This is a genomic window from Citrobacter sp. CK180 (assembly GCF_030333655.1).
Lineage (GTDB): Bacteria > Pseudomonadota > Gammaproteobacteria > Enterobacterales > Enterobacteriaceae > Citrobacter_B > Citrobacter_B koseri.
Window position 1 is genome coordinate 30,234 of record NZ_JAOWFM010000045.1, and the last position, 25,603, is coordinate 55,836.

28 protein-coding genes and 1 tRNA gene are annotated in these 25,603 nt (G+C 60.2%); 17 read left to right on the forward strand and 12 right to left on the reverse strand.

Going from position 1 to position 25,603, the window contains the following annotated elements:
* Positions 1 to 19 precede the first annotated feature (19 nt).
* Positions 20 to 2,131, reverse strand: coding sequence for a putative bifunctional diguanylate cyclase/phosphodiesterase (locus tag OGV50_RS10545; RefSeq protein WP_033938205.1), 2,112 nt, complete (start codon positions 2,129 to 2,131; stop codon positions 20 to 22).
* 526 nt (positions 2,132 to 2,657) lie between these two features.
* Here OGV50_RS10545 and OGV50_RS10550 point away from each other — a divergent pair.
* Positions 2,658 to 3,404: a DsbA family protein gene (locus OGV50_RS10550; protein ID WP_023102473.1), complete on the forward strand. Its 747-nt coding sequence runs from the start codon at positions 2,658 to 2,660 to the stop codon at positions 3,402 to 3,404.
* A gap of 27 nt (positions 3,405 to 3,431) precedes the next feature.
* Here the strand turns inward: OGV50_RS10550 and OGV50_RS10555 are convergent, their stop codons facing one another.
* From OGV50_RS10555 to OGV50_RS10570, 4 genes are read right to left on the reverse strand one after another with little or no spacing between them, the layout of a single operon-like run.
* A complete protein-coding gene (locus OGV50_RS10555; RefSeq protein ID WP_234009660.1) occupies positions 3,432 to 4,055 on the reverse strand; it encodes an IbrB-like domain-containing protein in 624 nt (207 codons plus the stop codon).
* Complete coding sequence (locus tag OGV50_RS10560) at positions 3,946 to 4,497, reverse strand: GNAT family protein (protein ID WP_228379834.1); 552 nt, start codon at positions 4,495 to 4,497, stop codon at positions 3,946 to 3,948. The genes OGV50_RS10555 and OGV50_RS10560 overlap by 110 nt, the downstream gene beginning before the upstream one ends.
* A complete protein-coding gene (locus OGV50_RS10565; RefSeq protein ID WP_199533741.1) occupies positions 4,494 to 4,916 on the reverse strand; it encodes a DUF3440 domain-containing protein in 423 nt (140 codons plus the stop codon). The genes OGV50_RS10560 and OGV50_RS10565 overlap by 4 nt, the downstream gene beginning before the upstream one ends.
* A gap of 15 nt (positions 4,917 to 4,931) precedes the next feature.
* Positions 4,932 to 5,501, reverse strand: a complete 570-nt coding sequence (locus OGV50_RS10570) for a phosphoadenosine phosphosulfate reductase domain-containing protein (RefSeq protein WP_199533723.1) — start codon at positions 5,499 to 5,501, stop codon at positions 4,932 to 4,934.
* A 163-nt stretch (positions 5,502 to 5,664) separates the two neighbouring features.
* Here OGV50_RS10570 and OGV50_RS10575 point away from each other — a divergent pair, with 163 nt between their 5' ends.
* From OGV50_RS10575 to OGV50_RS10620, 10 genes are all read left to right on the forward strand, one after another.
* Positions 5,665 to 6,090: an organic hydroperoxide resistance protein gene (locus OGV50_RS10575; RefSeq protein ID WP_023102469.1), complete on the forward strand. Its 426-nt coding sequence runs from the start codon at positions 5,665 to 5,667 to the stop codon at positions 6,088 to 6,090.
* A gap of 45 nt (positions 6,091 to 6,135) precedes the next feature.
* Positions 6,136 to 6,591 (forward strand): MarR family winged helix-turn-helix transcriptional regulator, encoded by a 456-nt coding sequence (locus OGV50_RS10580; protein WP_031633154.1) that lies wholly within the window; start codon positions 6,136 to 6,138, stop codon positions 6,589 to 6,591.
* Positions 6,592 to 6,654: 63 nt separating this feature from the next.
* Positions 6,655 to 7,407: an SDR family oxidoreductase gene (locus OGV50_RS10585; RefSeq protein ID WP_023102467.1), complete on the forward strand. Its 753-nt coding sequence runs from the start codon at positions 6,655 to 6,657 to the stop codon at positions 7,405 to 7,407.
* Between the two features lie 400 nt (positions 7,408 to 7,807).
* The gene (locus OGV50_RS10590) at positions 7,808 to 8,449 is read left to right on the forward strand and encodes a glutathione S-transferase family protein (protein WP_033938206.1); all 642 of its coding nucleotides are present in this window, start codon (positions 7,808 to 7,810) and stop codon (positions 8,447 to 8,449) included.
* 80 nt (positions 8,450 to 8,529) lie between these two features.
* Entirely contained in the window at positions 8,530 to 9,642 is a 1,113-nt protein-coding gene (locus tag OGV50_RS10595; RefSeq protein ID WP_023102465.1) for a VIT1/CCC1 transporter family protein, read from the forward strand.
* 191 nt (positions 9,643 to 9,833) lie between these two features.
* Positions 9,834 to 10,283 carry a TIGR03757 family integrating conjugative element protein gene (locus tag OGV50_RS10600; protein ID WP_052157204.1) on the forward strand — a complete coding sequence of 150 codons (450 nt, stop codon included), beginning with the start codon at positions 9,834 to 9,836 and terminating at the stop codon, positions 10,281 to 10,283.
* Complete coding sequence (locus OGV50_RS10605) at positions 10,280 to 11,230, forward strand: TIGR03756 family integrating conjugative element protein (protein WP_023102463.1); 951 nt, start codon at positions 10,280 to 10,282, stop codon at positions 11,228 to 11,230. The genes OGV50_RS10600 and OGV50_RS10605 overlap by 4 nt, the downstream gene beginning before the upstream one ends.
* A complete protein-coding gene (locus OGV50_RS10610; RefSeq protein WP_023102462.1) occupies positions 11,227 to 12,630 on the forward strand; it encodes an integrating conjugative element protein in 1,404 nt (467 codons plus the stop codon). The genes OGV50_RS10605 and OGV50_RS10610 overlap by 4 nt, the downstream gene beginning before the upstream one ends.
* Positions 12,627 to 12,977, forward strand: a complete 351-nt coding sequence (locus OGV50_RS10615; protein ID WP_023102461.1) for a hypothetical protein — start codon at positions 12,627 to 12,629, stop codon at positions 12,975 to 12,977. Before OGV50_RS10610 ends, OGV50_RS10615 begins: the two co-directional genes overlap by 4 nt.
* A gap of 15 nt (positions 12,978 to 12,992) precedes the next feature.
* Positions 12,993 to 14,510, forward strand: a complete 1,518-nt coding sequence (locus OGV50_RS10620) for a conjugal transfer protein TraG N-terminal domain-containing protein (RefSeq protein WP_023102460.1) — start codon at positions 12,993 to 12,995, stop codon at positions 14,508 to 14,510.
* An 8-nt stretch (positions 14,511 to 14,518) separates the two neighbouring features.
* Here the strand turns inward: OGV50_RS10620 and OGV50_RS10625 are convergent, their stop codons facing one another.
* The 4 genes from OGV50_RS10625 to OGV50_RS10640 all read right to left on the reverse strand — a co-directional run bounded on the left by OGV50_RS10625 (position 14,519) and on the right by OGV50_RS10640 (position 16,080).
* Positions 14,519 to 14,899, reverse strand: a complete 381-nt coding sequence (locus OGV50_RS10625; protein ID WP_049874861.1) for a DUF3742 family protein — start codon at positions 14,897 to 14,899, stop codon at positions 14,519 to 14,521.
* Positions 14,900 to 15,044: 145 nt separating this feature from the next.
* On the reverse strand, positions 15,045 to 15,464 hold the full coding sequence (locus tag OGV50_RS10630) for a type II toxin-antitoxin system VapC family toxin (RefSeq protein ID WP_023102459.1): 420 nt from the start codon (positions 15,462 to 15,464) through the stop codon (positions 15,045 to 15,047).
* Positions 15,461 to 15,715: a FitA-like ribbon-helix-helix domain-containing protein gene (locus OGV50_RS10635; RefSeq protein WP_023102458.1), complete on the reverse strand. Its 255-nt coding sequence runs from the start codon at positions 15,713 to 15,715 to the stop codon at positions 15,461 to 15,463. Before OGV50_RS10635 ends, OGV50_RS10630 begins: the two co-directional genes overlap by 4 nt.
* Before the next feature lie 173 nt (positions 15,716 to 15,888).
* Positions 15,889 to 16,080 carry a hypothetical protein gene (locus tag OGV50_RS10640; RefSeq protein WP_023102457.1) on the reverse strand — a complete coding sequence of 64 codons (192 nt, stop codon included), beginning with the start codon at positions 16,078 to 16,080 and terminating at the stop codon, positions 15,889 to 15,891.
* 485 nt (positions 16,081 to 16,565) lie between these two features.
* Between OGV50_RS10640 and mobH the strand changes: the two genes are divergently transcribed.
* On the forward strand, positions 16,566 to 18,425 hold the full coding sequence (gene mobH, locus OGV50_RS10645; RefSeq protein ID WP_023102456.1) for a MobH family relaxase: 1,860 nt from the start codon (positions 16,566 to 16,568) through the stop codon (positions 18,423 to 18,425).
* A 462-nt stretch (positions 18,426 to 18,887) separates the two neighbouring features.
* A complete protein-coding gene (locus tag OGV50_RS10650; protein ID WP_196765151.1) occupies positions 18,888 to 19,070 on the forward strand; it encodes an Hha/YmoA family nucleoid-associated regulatory protein in 183 nt (60 codons plus the stop codon).
* 29 nt (positions 19,071 to 19,099) lie between these two features.
* Here the strand turns inward: OGV50_RS10650 and OGV50_RS10655 are convergent, their stop codons facing one another.
* Positions 19,100 to 19,426, reverse strand: a complete 327-nt coding sequence (locus OGV50_RS10655; RefSeq protein ID WP_031633150.1) for a helix-turn-helix domain-containing protein — start codon at positions 19,424 to 19,426, stop codon at positions 19,100 to 19,102.
* 106 nt (positions 19,427 to 19,532) lie between these two features.
* On the opposite strand from OGV50_RS10655, the gene OGV50_RS10660 reads away from it, so the two are divergent.
* The 3 genes from OGV50_RS10660 to OGV50_RS10670 all read left to right on the forward strand — a co-directional run bounded on the left by OGV50_RS10660 (position 19,533) and on the right by OGV50_RS10670 (position 21,912).
* Complete coding sequence (locus OGV50_RS10660) at positions 19,533 to 19,811, forward strand: LysR substrate-binding domain-containing protein (RefSeq protein ID WP_033938207.1); 279 nt, start codon at positions 19,533 to 19,535, stop codon at positions 19,809 to 19,811.
* A 66-nt stretch (positions 19,812 to 19,877) separates the two neighbouring features.
* A complete protein-coding gene (locus OGV50_RS10665) occupies positions 19,878 to 21,257 on the forward strand; it encodes an IS1380 family transposase (protein ID WP_033938208.1) in 1,380 nt (459 codons plus the stop codon).
* 223 nt (positions 21,258 to 21,480) lie between these two features.
* On the forward strand, positions 21,481 to 21,912 hold the full coding sequence (locus tag OGV50_RS10670; RefSeq protein ID WP_052157205.1) for a LysR substrate-binding domain-containing protein: 432 nt from the start codon (positions 21,481 to 21,483) through the stop codon (positions 21,910 to 21,912).
* 78 nt (positions 21,913 to 21,990) lie between these two features.
* Here the strand turns inward: OGV50_RS10670 and OGV50_RS10675 are convergent, their stop codons facing one another.
* Together OGV50_RS10675 and OGV50_RS10680 are read right to left on the reverse strand one after the other, a co-directional pair.
* Positions 21,991 to 23,826 (reverse strand): tyrosine-type recombinase/integrase, encoded by a 1,836-nt coding sequence (locus OGV50_RS10675; RefSeq protein WP_023102453.1) that lies wholly within the window; start codon positions 23,824 to 23,826, stop codon positions 21,991 to 21,993.
* A 226-nt stretch (positions 23,827 to 24,052) separates the two neighbouring features.
* Positions 24,053 to 24,128 (reverse strand) — tRNA-Gly (locus OGV50_RS10680).
* A gap of 205 nt (positions 24,129 to 24,333) precedes the next feature.
* On the opposite strand from OGV50_RS10680, the gene OGV50_RS10685 reads away from it, so the two are divergent.
* Positions 24,334 to 25,338 carry an IS110-like element IS4321 family transposase gene (locus OGV50_RS10685; RefSeq protein WP_000427623.1) on the forward strand — a complete coding sequence of 335 codons (1,005 nt, stop codon included), beginning with the start codon at positions 24,334 to 24,336 and terminating at the stop codon, positions 25,336 to 25,338.
* Positions 25,339 to 25,603: the final 265 nt, after the last annotated feature.

Genomic DNA, 25,603 nt, shown 5'->3' on the forward strand with positions numbered 1-25,603 from the left:
TTTCCGTTGGAACGGCCGGTCAGACCAGTTCCATTTCATCCGGTGCCGCGGGCCTGTCATCAGACACCTTGCCGATATCCGGCAGGGCAATCACTTCATCCGCCTGCATGGGATACGCCAGTAGATACCCCTGAAGCGTATCGCAGCCGAGGCTGGTCAGAAATTCCTGCTGCTCGGCCGTCTCCACGCCTTCGGCTACGACCCGAAGATCAAGCGTCTGTCCCAGGGCGACGATGGCCGAGACGATGGCGGCATCCTCTGTGCCGCAAGCAAGGTCGTGTACGAAGCAGCGATCGATCTTGAGTTCCGTTGCGGGCAAGCGCTTGAGGTACAGCAGGCTGGAATAGCCCGTCCCGAAATCGTCGATGGAGATGCGGACGCCGATGTCATGCAGCTTCTGAAGGATCGCCTGACTGCTATCGACGTCACGCATGGCGGTCGACTCGGTGATTTCCAGCACCAGCCGGTGCGGTTCCAGCCCATGGCGATCCAGAGCGCCGCGCACTGCGTCCACCAGACCCGAATGCGCGAGCTGCACCGCAGACAGGTTGACCGCGATAGTCCAGTCCTCACGTCCTTCATCCCGCCACGCGGCCATCTGCCGGCATGCCTCGTTCAGCACCCACTCGCCGATCGGCACGATCAAACCTGTCTTCTCGGCCAGCGGAATGAAGCTCGCCGGGCCGAGCATGCCATGGGCGGGATGCATCCAGCGCAGCAGCGCCTCCAGGCCGGTAATCGGACCGTGGGGCGCGGTGAACTTGGGCTGGTAGTAGAGAGCCAATTGGTTGCGCTTCAGCGCCATACGCAAGTCCTGCAGCAGTTGCACCTGACCGTGCGCATTGGCGGTCATCGACGCCTCGAAGAAGCAGTAGTCGTCGCGACCTTTCCCCTTCACGTGATACATCGCCGCATCGGCATTGCTCAGCAGTTCGTCCTGGTTTTCGCCGTTGCCCGGATAGATGGCGATGCCGATGCTGGTCGAGACATGAAGCTCATGCCCTTTCACCAGGTACGGTTCTCCGATCGCCGCCACCAGCTTGCTGGCCAACACTCCGGCATCGGTTGGTTCGTCCACCTGAGCCAGGACCACGAACTCATCACCGCCGACGCGCGCAACGGTGTCACTGCCGCGGGTGTTCTCCACAATGCGTCCGGAAGCCGCGACAAGGAGCATATCGCCCAGCAGATGACCGTAGGCATCGTTGACCGCCTTGAAGCCGTCCAGATCCATGAACATCAGCGCGAAGCGGCTTTTCTCGCGGCGCGCCCGCTCCATGGCCTGGTTCAGTCGATCCTCAAGGAGGACGCGATTGGGGAGCTTCGTGAGGTTGTCGTGCAGGGCGAGGTACGTCAGCTCCTGATTGGCTTCTGCCAGTTCTTTCGCCAGCAATGCCGTCCGGGATTCCATGCGCTGCTCGAGCACCGAGACGATCAGCGCGATGGCCAGTACGGCCAGCACCGCGAGAATGATGGTCAGGGCGAGCCAGTGTGCATGCACACCGCCTTGCGCCGCGCCGCAAATGCTGCCTGCAGGAAAGTTCGCGGCGGCCATGCCGATGTAATGCATGCCCGCGATCGCCAGCCCCATGACGATCGCCGCGAGGAGGCGAAACAGAGTGGCCTTCGCGAAACGATGGCGCAGTACGAACTTACACCATATCGCCACTGCAGACCCGCAAATAGCAACGAGAACAGACAGTCCGAGCAGCGTCGGGTCATAAACGATGCCAGGCATCATCCGCATGGACGCCATGCCCGTGTAATGCATGCCCGCTACCCCGCCACCCATAACAATGGCACCGGCGGCAAGTAGCCGGTGGGTCAACGTTTCTTGCGTGACGATCCAGAGAGCAAAGGCGGACGCGGCGACTGCGAACAGGAGTGACAACAGCGTGATCAGCAAGTCGTAGCCGAGATCGATCGGCAGATCGAAGGCCAACATGCCAATGAAGTGCATGGACCAGATCCCGATCCCCATGGTGCAGGCACCGCCTGCCAACCACCATCGGGCGGGACGCCCGGAAGATGTCGCGATACGGCCTGCAACAACCAATGTGGTATAGGATGCCAATATGGCAACCGCCAACGAGAACAGCACTAATGGGCTGTCATAGCTGCCATGGAGCATCTAAATAATTCCCCTTCTTGAAATTAATTCATCACGGCAATTCAACTAATTCCGTAATGCCACTACAAAGTCTCCCACTTTAAGAAGGGATCGAGCACCAACCAAGTGCATTTCCAGCCATCTGAGTGTTATAATAATAAGAACAGGTGATTCTCATCACACACCGCCCAAGATGCGGTCGCGCTTCCCAGCGCCGTTTTTCCCTCCTCGCCGTTGTCGGATTTCAGCGCCGCCAGGCCACATGACCGGAACTGGATATTCAAAATATATCGACGGGTTCGGCCCGAACTTGAATCGCAGCCCAATCCAGTCAGACAGCACCGGCACCTGACCCGGACACAGCGGCACCGAGCCATTTGGACATCGGCTTTCTGCATCGTGACCAGATAGACGCACCGGGCCAACCAACAACCCGGTTCGGTCAAGTTCGCTTTGTTTGCACCAGGAACGGGACGGTTGTGTTCGACTGTGGTGACGAACCGGTGTGAAGCAACCCGACCTTGCGGTGGGCGATCAGGAACCTGTCATGCAATCTTCTCTTTTCTCTCGTTTTCCCCTTCGCCGCATGCTGGGGCCCCTGATGGCTCTCGCGCTCACCTTGTTGCTTGTGGCGACCTGGTATTTGACGAGCCAATCCGGCTCACCTGCAAAGACCGGTGCGGGCAACGCCGTCTCGCAAAGTTTTCAGGCGGGACCGCCATGGCGTTACGGCAAGGCCGACGCGCGCTTTACGCTGGTGCTGTATGCCGATCTGGAATGCCCATACTGCAAGAGCTACTACCCGCTGCTCAGGGCATGGGTCGACCGGAATCCGGAGGCGAACCTGCAATGGCACCATCTGCCGCTCCCCATGCACGAGCCCGCCGCAACACGACAAGCCCGGCTGGCCGAATGCGCGGGAGAGGCCGGGGGCCACGCCGCGTTCTGGCAGGCGGTTACCTGGATCTATCAACAAACCCGCAGCGACGGGGCCGGCATACCTGAAAACATGCAATACCCGGCACTCACCCCGGAAATCCAGGCCTGCCTGGACAGCACACGCACCGAGGCAATCATTCAGGCGCAGGCGAACGAAGGTTCGCGTGAAGGCGTTACCGCGACCCCGACGCTGAAGCTCAGCGACAACCAGAGCGGCCATACACTTGTCCTGCCCGGTCCCGTCGAAGGCGACGCACTGTTGTCAGCCCTGGATTTGCTATCAAGCGATCGCGACACCGGCCAGGGAAAGAATGCCGGGACACCCGACGACGGCGTTGGCAACGCCCCCAGATAGCTTGCGGCTCTCAAGGAAAAGCGAGATCTAATCCCATGACTTCGAATAGTCATGGTCCTTGAACAGACCAGGCAGGCCGGACACCTGCTTGAACCGCAACACCTCATCATCATCCATGCCCAACTCGCGGGCCACATCGCCCTCAGTCCATCCTGTCTGCAGAAGCCTGACCACGATGTCGGTCATCGGCAGCACGGAATAGACACCGCGAGCGCGGTTGTGACGGATGGTGGCGGCGATCCGGTCTGCCGTTGCCGCGCGCCCGCTTCTGATCGAAACCACCGGCAGGTAGCCGTGCAATCGTTTCCTGATCGGCCCCTGCTTCTTGCCGATCTTCTGACGGTGGAAACCATCGACCACGACATGGCTTTCTTCCTGCTCGCGATGCGTGACGATGGGCTGGGTGAAGCCATCGGCGTCGATCGACAATTCGAGCAGCTTCATTTCCGGCGTCGCGACGGAATTCGGGTTGTAGTCATTGGCCTCAACCTGTTCGCCCCGGACCCATTGAACGCAGTCCACCGGCTCATCGGCGAACGGGCTATGCTCGTGCAGCCGCAGCCGGATCTGGTTGATGGCTTCGACTCGCTTCGCCAGCGGCAGGCTGTCCAGTTCGGTGAACAGGGCTTCGGCCCGGTTCGTCAGGTTGATTACTTGTGGCATATTTCTGTCTCTCCAAAGTCACCCAGCTTCCGCGGGAGGACTGAACGTTGAATCCGTGCGGTTCGAGGAACCTTGCAGCAGCCTGCTGCACGCGCGCCGTGCAGATCAGACCCAGGCCATCGACATGTTCCAGAACCTGGCGGCGCAGTTCACCGAACAAACCCCGGCCGCGCGCCTCAGCGCGCAGGTAGCCTTCGCGCAGGCGCACGATATCGGAGCGCTGCTCGATGCTGATGAAGCCCAGAACGCGAGCCTCGCCCTTGCGGCGGACGATGAACCAGCGGTACAGCGGCCCATCGTTGAGCGGATAGCCTCCGCATTCGCGCCGCACGCTTGGGCTGGCGAAGAAGTAGCCCATATGGGAAAAGAACGCCGCCTCGCCATCGGCCGAGCGTATCTGGGCGAATTCGTATTTTGCGAAGGGCTTCATGATGATTGCCCCTCGATCAGCGCCAGCGTGTCGATGTCCTGACGAGCGAAACCGAAGGACAGTGAGCGCGCCATGTCCTGCTTGAGCAGCGACAGGGCGACACGACGCCAGGAGGGTTGGGCCTTGCGGTTTTCCAGCTCAGGAATGCCGGCATCGGGCCAGGAAGACAGCGGGTAGTTGTGCTTCTCCCACCAGTCGATGAAGACCCCGATACGACGCTGATAGACCTGACGCAGCGGCCCCGGCATGCTTCGCAGCAGGAATTCACAGTATTGCCGCCAGGTATCGAAAGTCGGCGGCAACCCCATCCCGCCTCGATAGCCGAGGAAACGCTGGCGGCTGTACCGCGCGGCGTAGTTCGCGCCGGCGACACGCTGCACGACGCGGAACCAGGTCTCGGGCTCCAGCTTGTGGAACAGATCGAGTCCCTTGCGCTAGTCGTCTCCGTAAGGCTGGCAAATACGCATTTGCGAAAACGGCAGGTCCGCCAGATGCATGCGATCGTAGAGCCGGTTGAAGGCATGGCCATGATCTGCGACGTACCGCCAGAGGTCCTCGAACCGCCAGTCGTAGATCGGAAAGAAGGTAACGGCGCGGCTGTCCGGCTGGTCCTTTGCGCTCCACTGGACCGGCGTATGCGTACCAGGCGGCGTCCAGGCGCGCTTCTTCACCCTGGCACGGCGTTTGACCGCCAGAAAGCGATTGAGCGCTTCATCGGACCGGATGCCGACCAGAAAGGCGGTAGGCACATCCCTTGCGAGCCACTCGTTGAATTCAGGAACGAATTCCTCGAACTCCATCCGATGGCGATAGAAAGGGAACCGCGTAGGATCGCTGATGACGGATGGATGGGTTGGCATCGGCCTGATCCAGTCCGCCTCACGCCCCGGTTCCCATGCGCACCAATAGGGCTCCTGCAGGCTGGAAGCATTGCGCAGATTGATCGGCAGGCAGATCCAGGTCAAGGTCTTGTCGAATGGTGAGATCCGCAGTTCTTCCGTCATGTGCATTCCTCTGGGAGTTTAGCCGTGTCCGAAACCTCAGCAGGCGCCGATGCTACGCATGGCTCCGAAGTGCTGCTTCGCGAAGATATACTATTGACAATTAAATTGGTAACAATACAATTTTAGGCAATCTTTGCAAACCCGCCACATCAGGAGAAACACCATGAGCGCACTGTATTCCACCCGTGTCACCGCCAACGGCGGTCGCAATGGCACCGTCCGCAGCGAGGACGGCCTGCTCGACCTGCAATTGTCTCTTCCGCCGGCACTGGGCGGCAAAGGCGGCGCGACCAACCCCGAGCAACTCTTTGCCGCCGGCTATGCCGCTTGCTTCGGCAACGCGGTCATCCACATCACTCGCAACCAGGACGCGAAAATCCGCGACAACGACGTGGACGTGGTGGCCCAGGTCGGCATGGAGCCCAATGGCAGCGGCGGTTTCGCCCTGACGGTGGCGCTGGAGGTGACGCTGGCCGGGGTCGACCAGGCCAAGGCCGAGGCGATCGTCGCCGAGGCGCACAAGGTCTGCCCCTACTCCAATGCCACACGCGGCAACATCGAGGTGGCGCTGTCGGTGCGTACACGCTGAAACGCCATGACGACGAAGACAGGCAGGTGCGCCGATGAACGCGGAGTGAGCGGAACTACCTCCCCCAAGGAAGACGACCCGCTACTGTTGGATCGTCAGATCTGCTTTCCGATCTATGCCGCCTCAAACCTGCTCACCAGGGTCTACCGGCCGGTACTGGCACCACTGGGTCTGACCTATTCGCAGTACCTGGTCATGCTGGTGCTGTGGGAGCGTTCGCCGATCAGTGTCGGTGAACTGGGCGAGCAACTGCATCTGGACAGCGGGACGCTGACGCCGTTGCTCAAGCGCATGGATCGAGGCGGATTCGTCAGCCGGCATCGTGATCCCGAGGACGAGCGGCGGGTCCTGATCACGCTGACGCCGCACGGAGCCGATCTACGCCACGCTGCGCTGGCTGTCCCGGAGACGCTCTCCAGGCAACTAGGCCTCGAACCGGAAGCCATTGATGGTCTGCGCGATGCCGTGAAGGTGCTGGTGCGGGTGCTGGCCAGCCAGTAACCCGCCCGGGACATCCCGTGCAGATCCACTGCACTTCATTCTTCAACACCAAAGGAACACAACATGGGTACTTCCAACAACATCCAGGACCAAGTCGTGGTCATCACCGGCGGCAGCAGCGGGCTGGGCGAAGCCACCGCGCGCCATCTCGCTGGGCTGGGCGCCAAACTGGTGCTGGGCGCACGCCGGCAAGACCGACTCGACACCATCGTCACAGACATCGTCGCGGCGGGCGGTCAGGCTATTGCGGTGAAGACCGACGTGACCCGCCGTGACGACCTGGAGGCGCTGGTCGCTGCCGGCGTCGAAAAGTTCGGTCGCATCGACGTGCTGATCAACAACGCCGGCACCATGCCGCTGGCGCCACTGAACAAGCTCAAGGTCGATGAGTGGGAAAGCATCATCGACATCAACATCAAGGGCGTGCTCTACGGCATCGCTGCGGCGCTGCCGCGCTTCGAGGCGCAAGGCAGCGGCCACTTCATCAACCTGTCTTCGGTGGCCGGGCACAAGGTGCTGTCGCCTATGGGGACGGTCTACAGCGCCAGCAAGTTCGCTGTGCTCGCGCTGTCGGAAGGCTTGCGCGCCGAAGTCGGCAGCCACATCCGCACCACGGTGATCTCGCCGGGCGCGGTCGATACCGACCTCAAGTTCCACACCACCGATCCGGAGACCGCCAAGGGGATACAGGCGTTCTACGAGGCCTCGCAGATTCCAGCGGACGCCGTTGCCCGAGCGATCGCCTATGCCATCGAACAGCCGGACGAGGTGGACATCAACGAAATTCTGCTGCGGCCGACCGCGCAGGAGCTGTGACCCGGCAGGCGCCACGACAAGGTCTTGCGGCACACCGTTTCACGGTGCTGCCGCAGGGGCCGCAAGGCGACTACGCGCCTGCGGAGATCCCGTTTTTTTGCAACCGCGCACTGCGCGATTAGCCCCCTGATGTCGGCCCAGAGGAACTTGACGGCCGGCATGCGGGAGAAAGCCGCCCGCCCGGGCCATTGATTGGCTGCTGCATCCCGGCGACGCGACAGCGTCCGTATCAGCTCGCATCGCCCGCTGATCGAGGCGCAGCCCGCCTGCTCGATGGGCGGCGCGTTGTTCTCCAACGCCCGCCAGAACTGGCCGCCACTGCGGGCACCGGTGGCATCGGCTCAATTTTCGGCCTGACTTTGCAAGTCGGTTACGCAGTTTTACCGAGGAGGATCCACACATGATCACCATATATCACCTGGGCGTTTCGCAGTCGGAGAGAGTCGTCTGGCTGTGCGAGGAGCTTGGACTTGCCTATGCGCTTCGTCGCTTCGAGCGCGACCCCATGACACGGCTGGCCCCGCCCGAATACAAGTCCATCTCGCCAACCAGAACGTCACCGGTCGTGCGCGATGGCGACATCGTGCTGAGCGAATCGGGAGCCATCATGGAGTACCTCATTCACCGGCACGGTGGCGGCCGCCTGGCGGTTGCGCCGGAGCATGCGAACTACCCCGTGTATCTGTTCTGGTTCCATTTCGCCAACAGTTCGCTCACCGCGATGGAGATGGCCAGAATGATGCTGGTCGCAGCGGGCGGGCGCGATGGCGAAGGGAGTCTTGCGTTCGCGGAGGAGCGGATCGATACCGCCTTCGGGTTGGTCGAAAACCAACTCGGGCGCACCGCCCATATTGCCGGCGAAGCCTTCACGGCCGCCGACATCATGCTGCTATTTCCGCTCACCACCATGCGGCATTTCATGCCCAAGGATCTTGCAGGCTATCCGAACATTCTCGGCTACCTGAAGCGGATCGGCGAGCGGGAAGCCTACCGGCGAGCCATGGCCAAGGCAGACCCTGGCATGCTGCCCCTGCTCGCCTGACGCCGTGATCAAGCCGCTCGGCGCCCCGCCAGCGGCCACGACGCTCTCAGTGCGGCAACCAACCCCGGAGGAACGGCCCCATGACCAATACGACGACAGGCCGCTACCGCGCCAATCTGCAGGGCGAGGTGGACGGCGCCGCGATCTACACTGCGCTTGCAGAGAGCGAATCCAATCCCGACCTGGCCGGCGTGTTCCGGCGACTGGCGGCTGTGGAAGCGGCTCATGGCGAATTCTGGAAGAAACGGATGGAGGCAACCGGGGATCACTTCTCACCCCGCCCCTCTCGCCGTGCCCGATTCGTGGCCTGGCTGGTGCGCAGGCATGGCGCCGCCACCCTGCTGCCGATACTTGCTGCCGCGGAAACCCTGGGCAGTCGGACATACGACGATCAGCCCGAGGCGCGCGCGGCGGGGCTCGCCCAGGACGAGCGTTCTCACGCGCTGCTGATGCGGGAAGCCGCCGGGAGCGGAGGACTTTCCGGTCCCATTCTTGCGATACTGGAAGGTCGCCATCGCGGTGGCGGCAACACCCTTCGCGCCGCTGTACTGGGCGCCAACGACGGACTGGTGTCCAACCTCAGCCTGGTGATGGGCGTGGCAGGCGCCGCGGCGCCGGGCTCGGCCATCCTGTTGGCGGGCCTGGCCGGACTTATCGCCGGCGCCGGCTCGATGGCCATGGGCGAGTGGCTGTCGGTGACCAGCTCGCGGGAGTTCTACCGCAGCCAGATCGCCATCGAGGCCGACGAACTGTACGAGTTTCCGGATGAGGAACGCGAGGAACTGACCCTGATCTATCAGGCCAAAGGCCTGACGGAGCTGCAGGCGCGCGCACTGGCCGACAAGCTGTTGGGCACACCAGGGGCCGCACTGGACACCCTGGCCCGCGAGGAACTCGGAATCGACCCCGAGGGGCTTGGCGGCTCGGCGACCGCCGCGGCCGTATCATCCTTCATGTTGTTCGCGGCTGGCGCCATCGTCCCGGTGCTGCCGTTCATGTTTCTATCGGGTATACCAGCATTGGTTTCCAGTCTGGCCACCAGCGGTTTAGCACTCGGCCTGCTGGGTGCAGGTACCAGCCTGTTCACCGGGCGCGGCACGCTGTTCTCCGCCGCCCGCCAGGTCGCCATCGGACTGGCCGCCGCCGCGGTCACCTATGGCATCGGCGCCATTTTCGGCGTGACACTCGGCTAAGGCACCATCGAGCTTTTGGCCGCTCATCCTTGCCGCGGTCCATCGAGGCGGACTTCAACTCCAGCGATGCCTTGGTTTGTTCAGCGAGCACAATGCGGATAAGGCGGGTTTCCGATTGTTGGCTGACCCGCGGGCACGTTCCGGATGAACTCTGAGACTCCACAACAGCAATCTGTTTCAGGAGTCCGGACATGCTCAACCCGTTTCGCACCCAATCCGGGCCGATACGCTTTCCATCGGCGGTAGCCAGCGCCTTGTGCGTAGCATTGGGCCTGGCCAATCAGGCGACCAGCGCCGCAGAAGTGACCGTTTTCACCGACCGATCCGTCACGCTGACATCGGCGGATAACGCCAATGTCGTTCACCTCGACACTGCACAGGAAATCGAGGCCAGCCTCGCGGCCGATCTGCCCGCCGATCCCCATCGTGCCCAGGCCATCGTCCAGGGACGCCTTCAGCAGGGCGGCTGGCAGCTGCAACGCGCCCTTGCTTCCGCCTGGCAGGGCGTGGCCGATGCCTGGGGCCTCAGCGTTTCAACCGTTCCTGCAGTCGTGGTCGACCGGCGCTACGTCATTTACGGTGAGTCGGACGTAGCGAGGGCGGAAGCCCGTATCGAGGCATACCGGAGGGCGCAGCCATGAAGCGCGCCCGTCGTCTCCGCGCCGCGATCGCGGCCCTGATGCTTGGAACCGCATCGTCGGCCTTCGCGCTCAACACCGCATCGATCACAGCCTCGGCCCTATCCCCCGATTGCCTCGAATACCGGGTCGTCGGGATCTGCTACTGGCTCTTCTGCACCACCTTCGGCTGCTCGGTGCGGACCTCGGTGAAAGTTAGCCATTACGTGCCCGATGCCGTGGTTTCCAGCTACGCCAATACTGGCGAGAACCCGTGGGTAGAAGTGCGTGCCATGAGCATGCCGAACACCACGGCACAGGCCGGCGGCGATGGCACAACGAACCAGGACCACGAAAACAACCTGTCAAAGTTCAAAAACGCTGACGTGATCGGTCACCCCGGCGGGGCTGTCCTGGGTCAGCTCGCCAGTGCTTCGGGCTATTCCTGCGAAGGTGCAGGCACGGCCTTCATGCCATACCTGCTGAGCACGCTCGACACGGTGGCATGGCGCTATAACGTGCCGGAGGCCGTCTATCCGGAAGCACTGATCCCTGGCATGCGCGAGATCGGAGCTCGGACCTCTCTCAACCTGTGGGGCGCCGTCTACCCGAGGGGCGGATTCCTGCATCAGACCGACGACTACAAGAGCGGTGCCGTCGTCGCGCAGCGCGCCGGCGATATCGTCACCCGCCGCGGCCAGATTCACGTCTACCAGCCGCTGCTCGCTACCGCGCGCGACGGCTACTGGCCCGCAGGCGAGCTCGCCGAAGGCGACGCCTCCACCGGCAAGTGGCAGGAACTCACCCCCACGATGTCCAGTTCGTGCGCCGTCTTTCCCCATTCGAACCAGCGCGTCCAGGCCCAGCAAGGCGACTATGCCTGGGCGCTTTGGCGGCCCTACAGCTGCTGCCAGCGCCGCGGACAGACCTTCCTCGGCAGCGTCGACTTTAGCGGAGGGAGCGCACGATGACTTCATCCTCCACTCTCGCACTCAGCAAGCACTTCCGCCGGGGCCTGCTTGTTTGCGCCCTGACGGCGGCATGCTCTGGTGCTGCCGCCCAGACGAGTGTCAACGAATATGGCCTGCAGCATCGCGGCAGCGTCATTGGCGACGATGTGCTGTACAGCATCGGCGGCGGACGGGCGGTATCCATGACGGGCGCGGCAAACATGCGCTCGATCGGCGTCGGCGTTGGCTGGAACAGCAACCTCATTTGCGGCGACATGAGCCTCACCACCACGTTGCAGAACCAGTTGAACGGCATCACCAACGGGTTCCAGACCATCATGTCGAATGTGATCCAGAACGCCACCAGTGCGGTGGCTTCGCTGCCTGCGCTGATCATCCAGCGCGCTGATCCCGGTCTCTATAACCTGCTCACCAACGGTGTCCTGCAAGCCAGGCTCGATTTCGACCGCTCGAAACTCACCTGCAGGGCGATCGCGAACAGGATGGCCGACATGGCCGGTGGCCAGCTCGGCTGGGACCAGCTCGCGGAAGGCATGGCGCTCAAGAAGGCGGTTGCCAGCACCGATGCGGTTTCCGCGATCGAGGAGGCAGAAAGCAGCAAGGGCAATGAAGGCGTGCCCTGGGTCGGAGGCGACAATGCCGGCGGCTCGGGCCAGGCGCCTATCCGCGTGGTCGCTGACGTGACGCGCGCCGGCTACAACCTGGTCAACGGGCGCAGCGTCGATGACACCTCATCCATCGATTCCGGCAGTTGCGGCGACCGACTGGCGTGCCAGACCTGGACCTCTCCGCAGGCTGCCGTCACCTGGGCTACGCGTGTGCTGGGCGAGCAGGAACAACGCACCTGCGAGAGCTGCACCAAGACGCAGACCACGCCCGGCGTCGGTCTGACACCGCTCATTCAGGAAGAGTACGAGACCAAGCTGGAGAGCTTGCAGGAACTGATCTCGGGCAGCAAGTCGATGAGCTTCGACAACCTGCAGGCGGCCAGCAGCACCTCGTTGCCGATTACCCGTGGCGTGATCGAGGCGCTGCGTGATGAACCCGATCAGGACATCCTCGCAAGGCGTCTCGCTTCCGAGGTTGCGCTCGCCAGCGTGCTGGAAAAAGCATTGCTGCTTCAGCGCACGCTGCTGACCGGGCGGATGGAGCCGAATGTGGCCGCGAACGAAATGGCCCAGGAGGCGGTCACGCAGGAGAGCAACATTCTCGACCGCGAGATCAACAACCTCAAGACTGAGCTCGAACTGCGCCGTGAGCTGGCCAACAACTCCCCGATGCAGATCATCCAGCGCCACAGCACCCGGGCTGCGGGTTCGCGGGGTGTGTACCAGGGCGATCCCATCCCCAATCGCCTCGATGAATTGCAGCGCTCGCAATCGGGAGGAAGCAATCCATGATCCCGGCCTGGCTTCGCATGCGGTGGTTGTTCAATCGCCGTGTCGGCTTCGCGTTGCTGTGGACGATCCTGCTGCTTGTTGTGGCGATCTCCATCAACCTGATTGGCATCCGTGTGCTTGGCAGTATCGAAGGCTGGCAGCGCTGGATGGACGACCATACGGGCTATTTCCTGGCCTGGCGTCTGCTGCTTTATGCGGGCCTCGCCTGGGGTTGGCTCTGGATGCGTAAACGGGTCCTGGCTCGCGAACCTGGTACGGAACCACACCAGCGCCTCATCCGTGTCGAAATCGCCGGCGTGGTGGCTCTGGCCGTTCTGGAAGGCAGCCTGCTGCTGCAGTCCACTTGATGAGCGGAGGACACGATGACGCTCTATACGTCCGATTATCTGGAGTATTACCTGACACTGGTTGGGTGGATCGTTCATAACGGCATCTGGTCGGTCCTGGTCGCCAGCGGCTTGTTTGCGCTCCCGTTTATCGCGATCGTCATTCAGGAATGGCTGAAAGCACGCGCGGAGGGAGCTGACGAGGGCAACAAGGGCGTGCTTTCCTCGATGCGGATCGAAAACCGGGTGTTCGTCGCCATCGTGGTGATCATGTTCGCCGGCATTCCGTTCATCGATGTGGATCTCAACACCATCAGCTTCGATCAGTCCCGCTCCAGCCAGTGCCAGGTGAACGTTCCCGCGCCCAGCGATACAGGTTGGGGCCAGTCATTCACCACGCTCAACAACCAGTCGGCCAAGGTGCCGGTCTGGTGGTTTTTCATGCACTCGATCTCCAAGGCTGTCACCGGTGCCGCCGTCGCGGCGATCCCGTGCGGAACCGACCTGCGGCAGATGAGGATGGACATCGACAACACCCGTATCGACGACCCCTTGCTGGCTCAGGAAGTGACAGATTTCGCGCTCAATTGCTACGGTCCCGCCCGAGCCAAGCTGTTCATGAACCGCCCGACTCTGAGCGAAGAGCAGATGGCGGACGTCAGCTGGATCGGCTCCAATTACTTTGTCGACACGCCCGGCTACTACGACACTTATCGCTCAAGCACGCCTCGCGAGTCATGGCCGTACGATGACAGCCGTGATGCGGGGCTGACCGAGGTGCCTAGCGGCGCCGGTTACCCGAACTGCCGGGAATGGTGGTCGGATGGTTCAACCGGACTACGTGCGCGCCTGCTGGCTCAGGTCGATCCCAATCTGCTTTCACGCATGGCGAACTGGGCTGGCTTCATCTCCAGGACCGAGCTGGACGATTCCGTGATCCGCGCCATCGCGGCCCCGCGGCAACAGAAACTGAACCAGGGCGCCGTCTACACCGACTACGGCGGCCAGATCGACAAGACCTTGCCGAATGTCGTTACCCGAGCCGCGGGCGATGTGGGGATGGCGGTGGGTGCCGTGGGGTTCTTCCCGGCGATGGACGTCATGCGTCAGGCTTTGCCCATGGCGTTGTCACTGCTCAAGATGGCGCTGGTGATTTGCATTCCGCTCGTGCTGGTGATCGGCACCTACGACCTGAAGACCGTGGTGACCGTCAGCGTGATCCAGTTCGCCCTGTTCTTCGTGGATTTCTGGTTCCAATTGGCAAGGTGGGTCGACTCCACGATCCTGGACGCGCTCTATGGCTGGGGATGGGGCTACAACCGTCCGATGACCTATTTCGACCCGGTGATGGGGCTGAACAATGCATTCGGGGATCTGCTGCTGAACTTCGTGATGGGAATGATGTTCCTTGTGCTACCAACTTTTTGGGTTACTACGCTTACTTGGGTGGGAATTCGAGCTGCTGGCGTAGTTGCTGGATTGGCAAGCGCAACGAAAGATGCCACTGCGGCTGGAGGAAAAGGACCTAGCGTTATCTCCAGCAAGCTGAAATAACTTAACGCTTACAGATCTTTTTCATCAGGGAAATCGGGGTGGTCCGTGTCGTTATAAGGCACAGGATCGTACCAGGGCATTTCCCTGAGATCATCATGCCTAGTGGATGGCCACTTATCTTCCTCTGCATCAGCGCCTTGTCCGGCTGACCAGGCAACTGCGACAACGAACAGGAGCAGCAAGGCCAGCCAGAAGGCGACGCAGAGGAGAACGCCAAGCACCGCGAGCCTGGCAAGCCATGGGAGAGCCGACGCCACCAGTCCGGGGACGCCTTGCGCAACCAGCCAGCGAGCAGCCTTCTTTTCCAACCGTGTATAACCACGCCAGGCACGCCCCATGCCGCTACCGAGCCGATAGGCCCATCCCTTGTTGTGTGCGTGCGTTGCCATGGTCATATCCTCGCTTCTCACTGTTGCATTAGTTCATCGTCGAAATATCTTCCTGTGTCGTTCGCAGACGGGTTGGAGGCACTGCTTTCTTACTTCAGACCTCCACAAGGGAGCTTTGTTCGTTCTAGTTTCTCAAGCACCTGGATCAACGCTTCCACGGATCGATCACTGTGATGCCACAGTCCACGAAGTCCTTGACGTTGCGGGTTGCCAGGCTGGCGCCTCGCGACTTTGCGATCGCCGCGATCATGGCGTCGAACTGGCTGATCGGCTTGCCCGCCAGTTTGCGTGACGCTGCGATTTCGGCGTAGGCATCGGATGCGTCATTGTCGAAGCCCAGCACCTGTCCGGCCATATCCGAAGCAAAGATGCCGTGAATCGCCTCCATGAGCGCGGCCTTGCGTTGGCCGTCCGGCAGCAGGCGCACGCCATACAGCAACTCCGCCCGCGTGACTGTCGTGGTGAACAGCGCTGAGCGAGGTTGCTGAGCCAGCCAGGTCAGCGCAAGTGCATCGGGAGCTGGGCGAAGTGTCTCGGACAGAACGTTGGTGTCGAGGACGATCATGCATCAAACTCCGGCGGGTTACGAATGGCATCCCGCGCCGGCAGGTCTAGCTCGATCCCGCCTAGCGGCTCTACCCGCGCACGAATAGCCTCGATCAAAGAATTGCCGCGTGCAGTCTCGGTCGATAAAGCCGCCCGCAAGATGTCGCGAGCCTCATCTTCCATCGAACGGCCATGCTGAGCGGCTTGCACGCGCAGACGCGCTTTCAGCCCCTCGTCAATGTTCCTGATGGTCATCGTGGTCATTGCCATGTCGCACCTCCATTAGTCATTGATGACATATTAGTCACCGACTAACGGAAACGCAAGGTGGCAGCTCTCACATCGGCCTGCTTGTGCGACAGCAGGGATCGCATCGGCCGTAGGCGGATATCAATGCTGTGTGGCAGGCATCAGGTCGCCCGCAGTATCGAGATCAACGCGCCTCAACTTCTCCAGCAGATCAAAAAATTCGCGTTCGCCCCCAGAATGCGGGTGAACACCGCACACTGGCAGATGAGAGAGTCGAGCAATAGGCGCTGGTCCAGTGCGGTATCGCATTCCGCTACGCCCGACATGATGAGCGCATACGCGCGTTGCGCGTGAATGCTGGTTCTGTTGTTGTCTGAATGATCCATGTTGTCCCCTCCGTGGCCTTGTTCCCCTGCGCCGCCCGGAATGGAATCCGATAGATGGCGGCGACCCGCAGGGGTGAGAAACCGGCTGATACCAGACCGGCCAGACGCGAACGTCTGCCCTACGGATCGCCATAACGCGACCCGCTGGTATCAAGTTCGGGTTCTCACACCCGGCGCCTATGAGTGGCGCACCGCAAGGATTGCACATCGCAATTTGCTGGAGCAATAAAAAGATCAATTTTTTCCGCTAGATAAGGCCAAATTCTGTCGCAGCCTAGAACTGCCGTACGAAGGCATCTTGGACGACGACAAAGGGACTGCATCCGTGCCGCATTCCTGCTCGCTGGAACTGGCCCAGAGGGCTATATCAAAGGGTTTCGGCAAGGGCAAAAGGTCGTCAAGGGGCAAGGGAATGGGGCCCAAGGGGAATGGGCCTATCCGGAAAAGGAAAAGGCTCCCCGCCGACCGCAATTTCAGGTGCTTTCATGTTCGCGCTGTTCCAACGAAAACGACCCGTGCAGGCCGCTACCACAGCGCCCGCCACTGCAACAAAGGCCAAAGGGCTGATGCGACCGGAACCGGCCGCATCGCTGCTGGCCACCGCGCGCCGGCAGAAGCTGCTGGAGCACATATGGCAGCGAACATCACTCTCGCGTCAGCAATTCGCAGTGCTGTACCTCGGCCCGTTGGAACGGTACGCCGAGTTGGTCCAACAGTTTCCAGCGTCGGAATCGCACCACCACGCCTATCCCGGCGGCCTGCTTGACCACGGGCTTGAGATCGTCGCCTACGCACTCAAGCTGCGACAGTCCCACCTTCTCCCAGCCGGGGCGACACCGGAAGATCAAGCCGCGCAGGCCGAGGCCTGGACAGCCGCTACAGCCTATGCGGCGCTGCTGCATGACATCGGCAAAATTGCAGTCGATCTGCACGTCGAGATGAACGACGGCAGTTTGTGGCACCCCTGGCATGGACCGTTGCAGCATCCATACCGCTTTCGCTATCGGAAGGATCGCGAGTACCGCCTGCACAACGCCGCGAGTGGATTGCTTTACAACTGCGTGCTCGATCGCGAGATCCTGGACTGGCTCAGCAGCTACCCCGAACTGTGGGCGGCGCTGCTTTATGTCCTGGCCGGCCAGCATGAGCACGCCGGAGTATTGGGCGAACTGGTCACGAATGCCGATCGGGCTTCCGTGGCGCAGGAACTCGGCGGAGATCCCGCCAAGGCGATGGCTGCACCGAAGCATACATTGCAGCGCAAATTGTTGGAGGGGCTTCGCTACCTGCTCAAGGAAGAGTTAAAGCTGAATCAACCACAGGCCTCGGACGGTTGGCTGACGCAGGATGCCTTGTGGCTTGTTTCCAAGACTGTCTCGGACAAGCTGCGCGCACATTTGCTGTCTCAGGGCATCGAGGGTATTCCGGCCAACAACACGGCCGTCTTCAATATCCTGCAGGACCACGGCATGCTCCAGGCCACGCCGGATGACAAGGCTATCTGGAAAGCGGTCGTCACCAGCGACACTGGCTGGACCCACACGTTCACTCTGCTTCGGCTTGCACCAGCATTGATATGGGAAGGCAGTGAACGCCCGCCGGCGTTTCAGGGAACCGTGGAAGTGGTGCAGGATGACACCTCTACGGCGGATGCATCCCCCGCTTCACCAAACGTTGCGGAGCAGCCTTTGCCGTCCACCGGCTCGGCAGCTGCTCCAGCGCTCTCCGCTCCTGGACCTGGTACGCAGGCGGCCAGCGTGGATGGCGTCGATGCGTTGCTCGATCTGCTCGGGACACCGGACGTGACGCTGCCGTCGACCACAGCATCTCCGAACGAACCAACTGAGACAGGCACCACGCAGGATCAGGAGCCTGAGCTGCCGCCTGCCGCTCCTTCAACTGCCGAAGTGAAAAACGAAACTCAGGTGCCTCCATCTGGCGAACACTTCATCGCCTGGCTGCGTCAGCATATCAGCACCCGCAAGCTGATTATTAACGACGCTAAAGCCCTGGTGCATACCGTCTCCGATACCGTTTACCTGGTCAGCCCAGGATTGTTTCAGCGCTACGCACAAGAGCATCCCAAAACGGCATTTCTGGCAAAACAGGAAAATGTTGCGGATTGGCAGTGGATTCAGAAAGCGTTCGAAAAGCTGCAATTGCATCGTAAACAGGATAGCGGCCTGAATATCTGGACTTGCGAGGTCACCGGGCCACGGAAATCAAGGCGATTGCATGGCTATCTGTTGGCTGATCCCACACGTCTTTTCGATGAAGTTCCGCCTAACAATCCATACTTGACTTTGGCAACGACCACATCACCAACGGCATCAGGCGTATATTGAGGCGCTGCAAATTGAGTTTGGCGAAATCTACCTTTTTTCAGGTACGGTAATCAAGCTCGGCATGCTGCGCGGCCTTCCATGCCCAGCGGATGAGGATATCCAAAAGCGCAGCCAGCGCCCATCTCCTGGAAAATCAACGAACGAGGAACGAATTTCGGCTGCAACCTGGATCGCCTCCAGCGCACCTTGTAGACCATCACATTGAGGCAAATACCTGCCGCGGGATTTGCCTTCCACCTATGTCGTTCGCCTAACGAAAATCCTGCTCAAATCGAAACCTGAAAATCTTATGAGCACACGTCAACAATTCGGTGTGAATGCATTCACGAAAATATAATCTTTAAGCACATTCTAATAACAATTTCCACCGAGTTACATTTAAACCAAACACCAGAAGCGTCTCCCTCAATTGTCAATTCGGATAAATGCAAGCGACAATCAATGATAAGAAAAAGATATTTAATGCAGTTCAGAAAATGCCAGACCTTGCACACCTTGGAACAGGTCTACAGTCATATGAAAGACCGCGTTCCATCTTCTGAACTAGGAGAATTTGAAGGGGCATGCGACCACCGCCGCGCAGAAATCACCCATGGTCAACTGTGGGACAGAGTTCCCGCATCCGCCTGGAAGAATGTCGAGTAGATGCCACCGATGTAATCTGATGGTGAGCATCAAACGCGATCGGCCTGTCCTTCATTCGCCATGACGCCGGCGCGAACAAGCTTCAGGCACTTCTCTGTCTCTTCGATAAGCAGAGCCGCGCTGCATTCCAGCGCATCTGCAATGCGCAGGATCAGCGCCAGGGTGGGCATGTGCTCACCCCGCTCGATTCTGCCCATGTGCGCGCGTTCGATTCCGGCCATGTTTCCCAGTGCCTCCTGGGCCGTTCCGCGCTCCGTCCTCAACGCCTTTACCGCCATGCCAAACGCCTTGGCCGGCTCCGCCTCAAAACTTGTACTGCCTGTAGGCCGGCCTCGCCTTATTTCACGCTTTTGCATCTACAAAAGCGTGAAATAAGAGCATAAATTAAACCACGTTTAATTAAACGCGGACTGCTATTATCTGGCATTGTCTACCGCATCCTTCTTTACAGGAGAGCCAGCCATGCAATGCCAGCAACCCCCTGAATCGGTACGGATCGCCGTCTCCTTCGGAGCCTTCACCGCAACATTGACGCACCTCTTGGCGAAGCAGCGCGCAGAGGAGCCCGGCACGGCGATATGCCTTACCGAGACTTTGTTTTCCGAGCAGGTCAGCGGGGTGAAGGATGGTCGTTACGATCTTGGATTTGCTGTCGCACCGCCCGCTGAGGCCAAGCTGCAAAACGAGCTGCTGTGGCATGATCCCGGCTTATTCATGAGGCCGGCCCGAAAACGAAGATAGCGGATGGTATTCTCTTGAAAATTCAGTGTGTTCCGCCAAGAATCTGAACCAAGAGAGCCATCCGCTATGGGTGAAAGCCTATCCACCTGGACGCCCTCATGCAACGGCGCTGTCCGTGTTGAGCTGAGCGGCCAGCGCACTACCAGCGACAGCGGCGCTCTGCTGTTGCGTGAGGCCCTCGACAACAGCGGCGTGATTGAGGCGCTGGAAGACAATCTGGTCGATCGACGCCACCCGCTGCGCATCCTTCATTCGCTGGCCAGCCAGTTGCGTACCCTGGTGCTGCAGCGTGCGATGGGCTGGATCGACCTCAGCGATACCGACACGCTGCGCCGTGATCCGCTCTGGCAGCTGGCCTGCAGCGATGCGCGCGGGACAACGCCCCTGGCCCAGGACCGGCCGTCTCAAGCCACGCTGTCGCGGCTGCTGACCTGCCTCGGGCGCTGCGACAATATCGATGCCGTGCACGAAGGCCTGCTGCGACTGGTGATCTGGCGCCTGACCGCGCTGAAGAACGGCGAGCGCCCCAAGCAGCTGACGCTGGACATCGACGGCCTGCCGATCGAGGTCCACGGCCACCAGGGCGGCTCGGCCTATCATGGCCTGTACGGCGCGCGGATCTATTCACCGCTGGTCGCCTCGCTGGCAGAAACCGGCGACATGGTGGGCGGCCTGCTGCGCGAGGGCAACGCCGGCCCGGCCGAGAACGCCGACACCTGGATCCCGCATCTGGTGCGGCGACTCAACGAGAGCACCGGCGCCCAGGTTCGGGTGCGCATCGACGCCGGTTTCACCGACAACGCGACGCTGGAGGCCCTGGAAGAGTGCGACATCGAGTACCTGGGCCGACTGCGCAGTCACTCCGGCCTGCAGAAACTGGCGGCACCGCACCTGAAGCGGCCACCTGGCCGGCCACCCGAGCAGCCTCGCGAGTGGTGCCACGATCTGGAGTATCAAGCGGGCTCTTGGTCGGCACCGCGTCGCGTCGTGCTGGTGGTGCAGGAACGCCCCGATGACCTGCTGCTGCATGCCTTCTTCCTGGTCACCAACCTCGGCAAGTTCGACTGGCCGCCGGAGAAGGTCCTGGCGCTCTATCGCAAGCGCGGCAGCGCCGAGGCCCACATGGGCGAGGTGAAGTCGGCGCTCGACGTGCACCTCTCGTCGACGGATCGCGGTGCCTCCACCGTTCAGGACGTGATGGCCCGCAACGAGGTGAGCCTGCTGCTGAGCCTCTACGCCTACCAGATTCTGCATGGCCTGCGCTGCCTGCTGGAGCGGCAGACTCGGCACGGCTGGAGCCTGAGCCGGATGCGCGAGCAGGTGCTCAAGGTGGCCGCCACACTGAGGCTGCACGCTCGGCGAATCACCGTTCATCTCGGTGCCGCGGCCGACAAGTGGTGGCCGACGCTGCTGAAGGGGCTGCCGAAGCTGACCGCACTGAGCTGACGCTCCTGCGAGACCACCACAGCATCAGTAAGCGAGCGACCGGAGCGGCGGTCGGCGATCACGGCTGCTTGGACGGCCGCAATTGATTCCAAAGAGCTATAAGAAAGCGGGAAAGGGGCCGCATTCTGGCATTACTCAACGACCATTCGCGCTGAAGAAGCCAATCTTGATGAGCGATGCCGCCAGCCAGCACTTTCAGACCGCCCGATCAACGCCCTCGTGAATGAGGCGGGATGATGAGATTGCCGTGGCGGTTCCAGCGCTCTCACCGCTCCTGGAGTTCCCGGAAATCACGCTGGAAAAGGCCGTGCAGTACCCCCTGGTGCTTTGGTCAGCAGAGCACTGTGAGCCCCTTAGCCATCAGATCATGGAATTGTTGAGCTCGGCCACGTCGAAACTCAACGTGGTCGACCACGCGAAATCTTTCGAACTGATGGCCGTTCTGGTCGCTGCGGGCTACGGAATCGGCTTCGCGGGAAAATCACGCATCGATACGGCACGAAAGCTTGGCATCGTGATGCGGCCGCTGGCGGGATCGCCGAACGATCTGAGCACGTATTTGCTACGCGCTCAAAACGCGCCTTCACCATTCACCGAACGGCTGATCGAGCGAGCGCGCAAGCTCGATCAGTCTCGATCAGTCGGTATCACTTAGTTGACCGCCGCAAGTTCTTAAATGGCCTGACTTTGAGCGCAGCCCGCCAGGTCTCAACACAGCGTTGCCAGCAGGCCACTACGCCAGCCGAAGCATCGCCTGGCTGTCCTTCAGCGAAAAACACACCACCATAACGACTTCGTGCAGGTTCTCTGCGGTCACCGCTTCGATGGGGGCAAGCCCCTTGAAGTCATCGTGCGGTCCAGAAAGCGCGCGGTAGATCTCCCACGAGTCCGCATCACGCGCGAACTTGAGAACCGCCTGTATCAGCTTGTGCTTGAGGGGCGTGAAGTGCCAATCCGGGACGCGCTGACCGAGGTTGCCGAGGCTCAGCGCCAACATCTTGCGTCCGCTGATCTCGTAGCTGATCCACCGCCGCGACTTGCCAGCCATTTTTGCAAAATCGGCCGCAGAAAGCAGGTGTGGCGAATTGAAGATATCCAACCGCTCCAGTTGCTCGCGCTGGCTTTCCGACAAGACCGGTGGTGTACGCGGCCCCGTGATCGCGGACAGTCGATGCACCGTGTCCGGCAGCGCAGGCATGCCGACTCCAGGCTTCGAGACCAACACGATAGGGGCAGGTGCAATGGCGACCTCCGCCCCCTCTGGAACTTCATCAGGAACCTCCGGAACACCTTCCAGATGGACGGTCAGGTGCATGCTCGCGGCCTCCACCTGATGCTGTTCGAACAGATCGAGCCGGTCAGCCCAATCCTGCATCATGCGTCGGCGCTGCTCCACGTATTCCGCATGGTTGTAGGCGGCGCTCACCTTGTCAGGATCTGAATGCGAAAGCTGCGCGTCTACCCAGACTTTCGGATAGCCGATTTCATTCAGTGCAGTCGAAATCGTCGCCCGAATGCCATGCCCCGTCAATTGATCCGTATAGCCCATGCGCTTGAGAGCCTGATTGAGTGTGTTCTCGCTGATGCGCTTCTTCAGGTCCCAGCCATGTGAGAACAGGTAGCGCTGAGCAGGTTTGAACTGCTCCAGCATGTGCTGAACGATCTCCATGGCCTGTGCCGACAGAGGAACGATGTAGGGAGGAATGTCGCCGGGCCGCTTGCCCTCCTTGCGCATCTCAAGCTGCAACTGTTTCACAACCTCCGGGGGGATGATCCATAGACCCTGATCGAGATGAAACTGATCAGGTGTCGCCAGCCGAAGCTCCCCCGTACGCACGCCGGTCAGGAGCAGCAGTCGAAGCCCCAGCTGTGTCTGAAGCCGACCATGGTACTTTCTCAGCCGTGACAGCATTGCCGGCAACTCATCCATTCGCAGGAACGGGTTGTGACGAACGGGCGGCATCGGCAACGCCACCACATCCAGATCGAACGCCGGGTTCTGCGGCAGGCCAGGCACGATGATCAGCGCGTATCGGAACATCTGCCTGAACCAGGTACGCACCTTCTCCGCCACGCTGAGCGCCTTCCGACGCTCAATCCTGGCTACGACCTCCAGAAGGTCCGGACGCTGAATTTCGTAGACGGGGCGTTTCCCGAGTGTGGGCAGGATGTCTTTTTTAAAGATGCGAAGGATCTGCGTCAGAGTGCTCTGACGCCCTTCCTTGAGGACGAGCCTGCGGTGCTCGACCCACTTGTCGAACACGGCCTGGAAGGTGTGTTCGTCGGCCAGACGGACAGCCTGGCGCTTCTGCTTGCGATCTGCTCGGGGATTGATGCCCTTGGCCAGCAACGCGCGGGCCGCATCGCGGAGGGCGCGCGCTTCCCGAAGGCCAACCTCCGGATAGGTGCCCAGCGACATGCGCTTCTGCTTGCCAGCCCAGTAGTAACGGTAGTGCCAGGTCTTACCTCCGGTCGGAGAGACCGCGAGGGAGAGGCCGTCGATGTCGCTGACGGTGTAAGCCTTGCCGGTCGCCTTGGCGTTCCGGGCAGCCATATCTGAGAGTGCCATGCTCCAGCTCCTGAACTATGAGTCAGGACTAGATGCTTGTCTCGTTGGCCTCGCTCCTCCAGCAACAATCCGGAAAGCGCCTCATCCGTATTCATGGACTTAAAAATGGACTTAAAAGTCCCGGATGTTGGCGGTTTCCAGCGGACGTCACTGGAATGAAAAAAGGGCCTTTCGGCCCTGTTTTCAATGGCTTGCAGAATTCAGTGGAACTCTACAGAACCAAAATTGGAGCGGGAAACGAGACTCGAACTCGCGACCCCGACCTTGGCAAGGTCGTGCTCTACCAACTGAGCTATTCCCGCTTAATCTTCGTTTTTCAGACTGTTATCTGAAATTCTGTGATTAAATTTGTTGCTGTCGTAATTCGCATTTCTGCGTCGTTACGGGAGGCGCATTATACGAGAAATCCTTTCTGCTGCAACCCCCTAAAACGCAATTTTTAATGAGATGGTCACTCCCTCCTTCCCGGTACTATGCTGAGGACAGGCTTTCATTCGGAGAACTATCATGGAAAACATTGCGCTCATTGGTATCGATCTGGGTAAAAACTCTTTCCATATTCATTGCCAGGATCGTCGCGGGAAGGCTGTTTACCGTAAAAAATTTACCCGGCCAAAGTTGATCGAATTTTTGGCGACATGCCCCGCTACAACCATCGCAATGGAAGCCTGTGGCGGTTCTCACTTTATGGCACGCAAGTTGGAAGAGTTGGGGCATTCCCCAAAGCTGATATCACCACAATTTGTCCGCCCGTTCGTTAAAAGCAATAAAAACGACTTTGTCGACGCCGAAGCTATTTGTGAAGCTGCATCGCGTCCGTCTATGCGTTTTGTGCAGCCCAGAACGGAATCTCAGCAGGCAATGCGGGCTCTGCATCGTGTCCGTGAATCCCTGGTTCAGGATAAGGTAAAAACAACCAATCAAATGCATGCTTTTCTGCTGGAATTTGGCATTAGCGTTCCCCGAGGAGCTGCCGTTATTAGCCGACTGAGTACCATTCTTGAGGATAATAGTTTGCCTCTTTACCTCAGCCAGTTATTGCTGAAATTACAACAGCATTATCACTATCTTGTTGAGCAGATTAAAGATTTGGAATCCCAGTTGAAACGAAAGTTGGACGAAGATGAGGTTGGACAGCGCTTGCTGAGCATTCCCTGCGTCGGAACACTGACAGCGAGTACTATTTCAACTGAGATTGGCGACGGGAAGCAGTACGCCAGCAGCCGTGACTTTGCGGCGGCAACAGGGCTTGTACCTCGGCAGTACAGCACGGGAGGTAGGACGACATTGCTGGGAATTAGTAAGCGAGGTAATAAAAAGATCCGAACTTTGTTGGTTCAATGTGCCAGGGTATTCATACAAAAACTGGAACACCAGTCTGGCAAATTGGCCGATTGGGTCAGGGATTTACTGTGCCGGAAAAGCAACTTTGTCGTCACTTGTGCTCTGGCAAACAAGCTGGCCAGAATAGCCTGGGCCCTAACGGCACGACAGCAAACTTATGTAGCATAACGGCAGAAATACACCGGTTTAAAGAATTACTGATCTGGTTTTGCGAATACTGATATTGATGATACTAACGGCCCACCGGCCTGTTGAGGAACCTGTAAAACGGAAAGGCTCATTGAAGCCGTATATTTTCTGGAGGTTCATCAGGCGCGGAACTCATCAAGGCGCGGGAATAAAATCCCATTCAGACGCCGGATAGATTCAAGCAAGCCAACTTGTCGTCAAAATCGGTGTTGCAAAAACGGGAGTGACCATAGATTCCGTTTTC

Bases quoted from the DNA above. Each gene is read 5' to 3' on its own strand.
- OGV50_RS10545 (WP_033938205.1), bottom strand. From the start codon at position 2,131: ATGCTCCATGGCAGCTATGACAGCCCATTAGTGCTGTTCTCGTTGGCG.
- OGV50_RS10550 (WP_023102473.1), top strand. From the start codon at position 2,658: ATGCAATCTTCTCTTTTCTCTCGTTTTCCCCTTCGCCGCATGCTGGGG.
- OGV50_RS10560 (WP_228379834.1), bottom strand. From the start codon at position 4,497: ATGAAGCCCTTCGCAAAATACGAATTCGCCCAGATACGCTCGGCCGAT.
- OGV50_RS10570 (WP_199533723.1), bottom strand. From the start codon at position 5,501: ATGACGGAAGAACTGCGGATCTCACCATTCGACAAGACCTTGACCTGG.
- OGV50_RS10575 (WP_023102469.1), top strand. From the start codon at position 5,665: ATGAGCGCACTGTATTCCACCCGTGTCACCGCCAACGGCGGTCGCAAT.
- OGV50_RS10585 (WP_023102467.1), top strand. From the start codon at position 6,655: ATGGGTACTTCCAACAACATCCAGGACCAAGTCGTGGTCATCACCGGC.
- OGV50_RS10590 (WP_033938206.1), top strand. From the start codon at position 7,808: ATGATCACCATATATCACCTGGGCGTTTCGCAGTCGGAGAGAGTCGTC.
- OGV50_RS10595 (WP_023102465.1), top strand. From the start codon at position 8,530: ATGACCAATACGACGACAGGCCGCTACCGCGCCAATCTGCAGGGCGAG.
- OGV50_RS10600 (WP_052157204.1), top strand. From the start codon at position 9,834: ATGCTCAACCCGTTTCGCACCCAATCCGGGCCGATACGCTTTCCATCG.
- OGV50_RS10605 (WP_023102463.1), top strand. From the start codon at position 10,280: ATGAAGCGCGCCCGTCGTCTCCGCGCCGCGATCGCGGCCCTGATGCTT.
- OGV50_RS10610 (WP_023102462.1), top strand. From the start codon at position 11,227: ATGACTTCATCCTCCACTCTCGCACTCAGCAAGCACTTCCGCCGGGGC.
- OGV50_RS10615 (WP_023102461.1), top strand. From the start codon at position 12,627: ATGATCCCGGCCTGGCTTCGCATGCGGTGGTTGTTCAATCGCCGTGTC.
- OGV50_RS10620 (WP_023102460.1), top strand. From the start codon at position 12,993: ATGACGCTCTATACGTCCGATTATCTGGAGTATTACCTGACACTGGTT.
- OGV50_RS10625 (WP_049874861.1), bottom strand. From the start codon at position 14,899: ATGGCAACGCACGCACACAACAAGGGATGGGCCTATCGGCTCGGTAGC.
- OGV50_RS10630 (WP_023102459.1), bottom strand. From the start codon at position 15,464: ATGATCGTCCTCGACACCAACGTTCTGTCCGAGACACTTCGCCCAGCT.
- OGV50_RS10635 (WP_023102458.1), bottom strand. From the start codon at position 15,715: ATGGCAATGACCACGATGACCATCAGGAACATTGACGAGGGGCTGAAA.
- OGV50_RS10640 (WP_023102457.1), bottom strand. From the start codon at position 16,080: ATGGATCATTCAGACAACAACAGAACCAGCATTCACGCGCAACGCGCG.
- mobH (WP_023102456.1), top strand. From the start codon at position 16,566: ATGTTCGCGCTGTTCCAACGAAAACGACCCGTGCAGGCCGCTACCACA.
- OGV50_RS10650 (WP_196765151.1), top strand. From the start codon at position 18,888: ATGCAGTTCAGAAAATGCCAGACCTTGCACACCTTGGAACAGGTCTAC.
- OGV50_RS10655 (WP_031633150.1), bottom strand. From the start codon at position 19,426: ATGCAAAAGCGTGAAATAAGGCGAGGCCGGCCTACAGGCAGTACAAGT.
- OGV50_RS10660 (WP_033938207.1), top strand. From the start codon at position 19,533: ATGCAATGCCAGCAACCCCCTGAATCGGTACGGATCGCCGTCTCCTTC.
- OGV50_RS10665 (WP_033938208.1), top strand. From the start codon at position 19,878: ATGGGTGAAAGCCTATCCACCTGGACGCCCTCATGCAACGGCGCTGTC.
- OGV50_RS10670 (WP_052157205.1), top strand. From the start codon at position 21,481: ATGAGGCGGGATGATGAGATTGCCGTGGCGGTTCCAGCGCTCTCACCG.
- OGV50_RS10675 (WP_023102453.1), bottom strand. From the start codon at position 23,826: ATGGCACTCTCAGATATGGCTGCCCGGAACGCCAAGGCGACCGGCAAG.
- OGV50_RS10685 (WP_000427623.1), top strand. From the start codon at position 24,334: ATGGAAAACATTGCGCTCATTGGTATCGATCTGGGTAAAAACTCTTTC.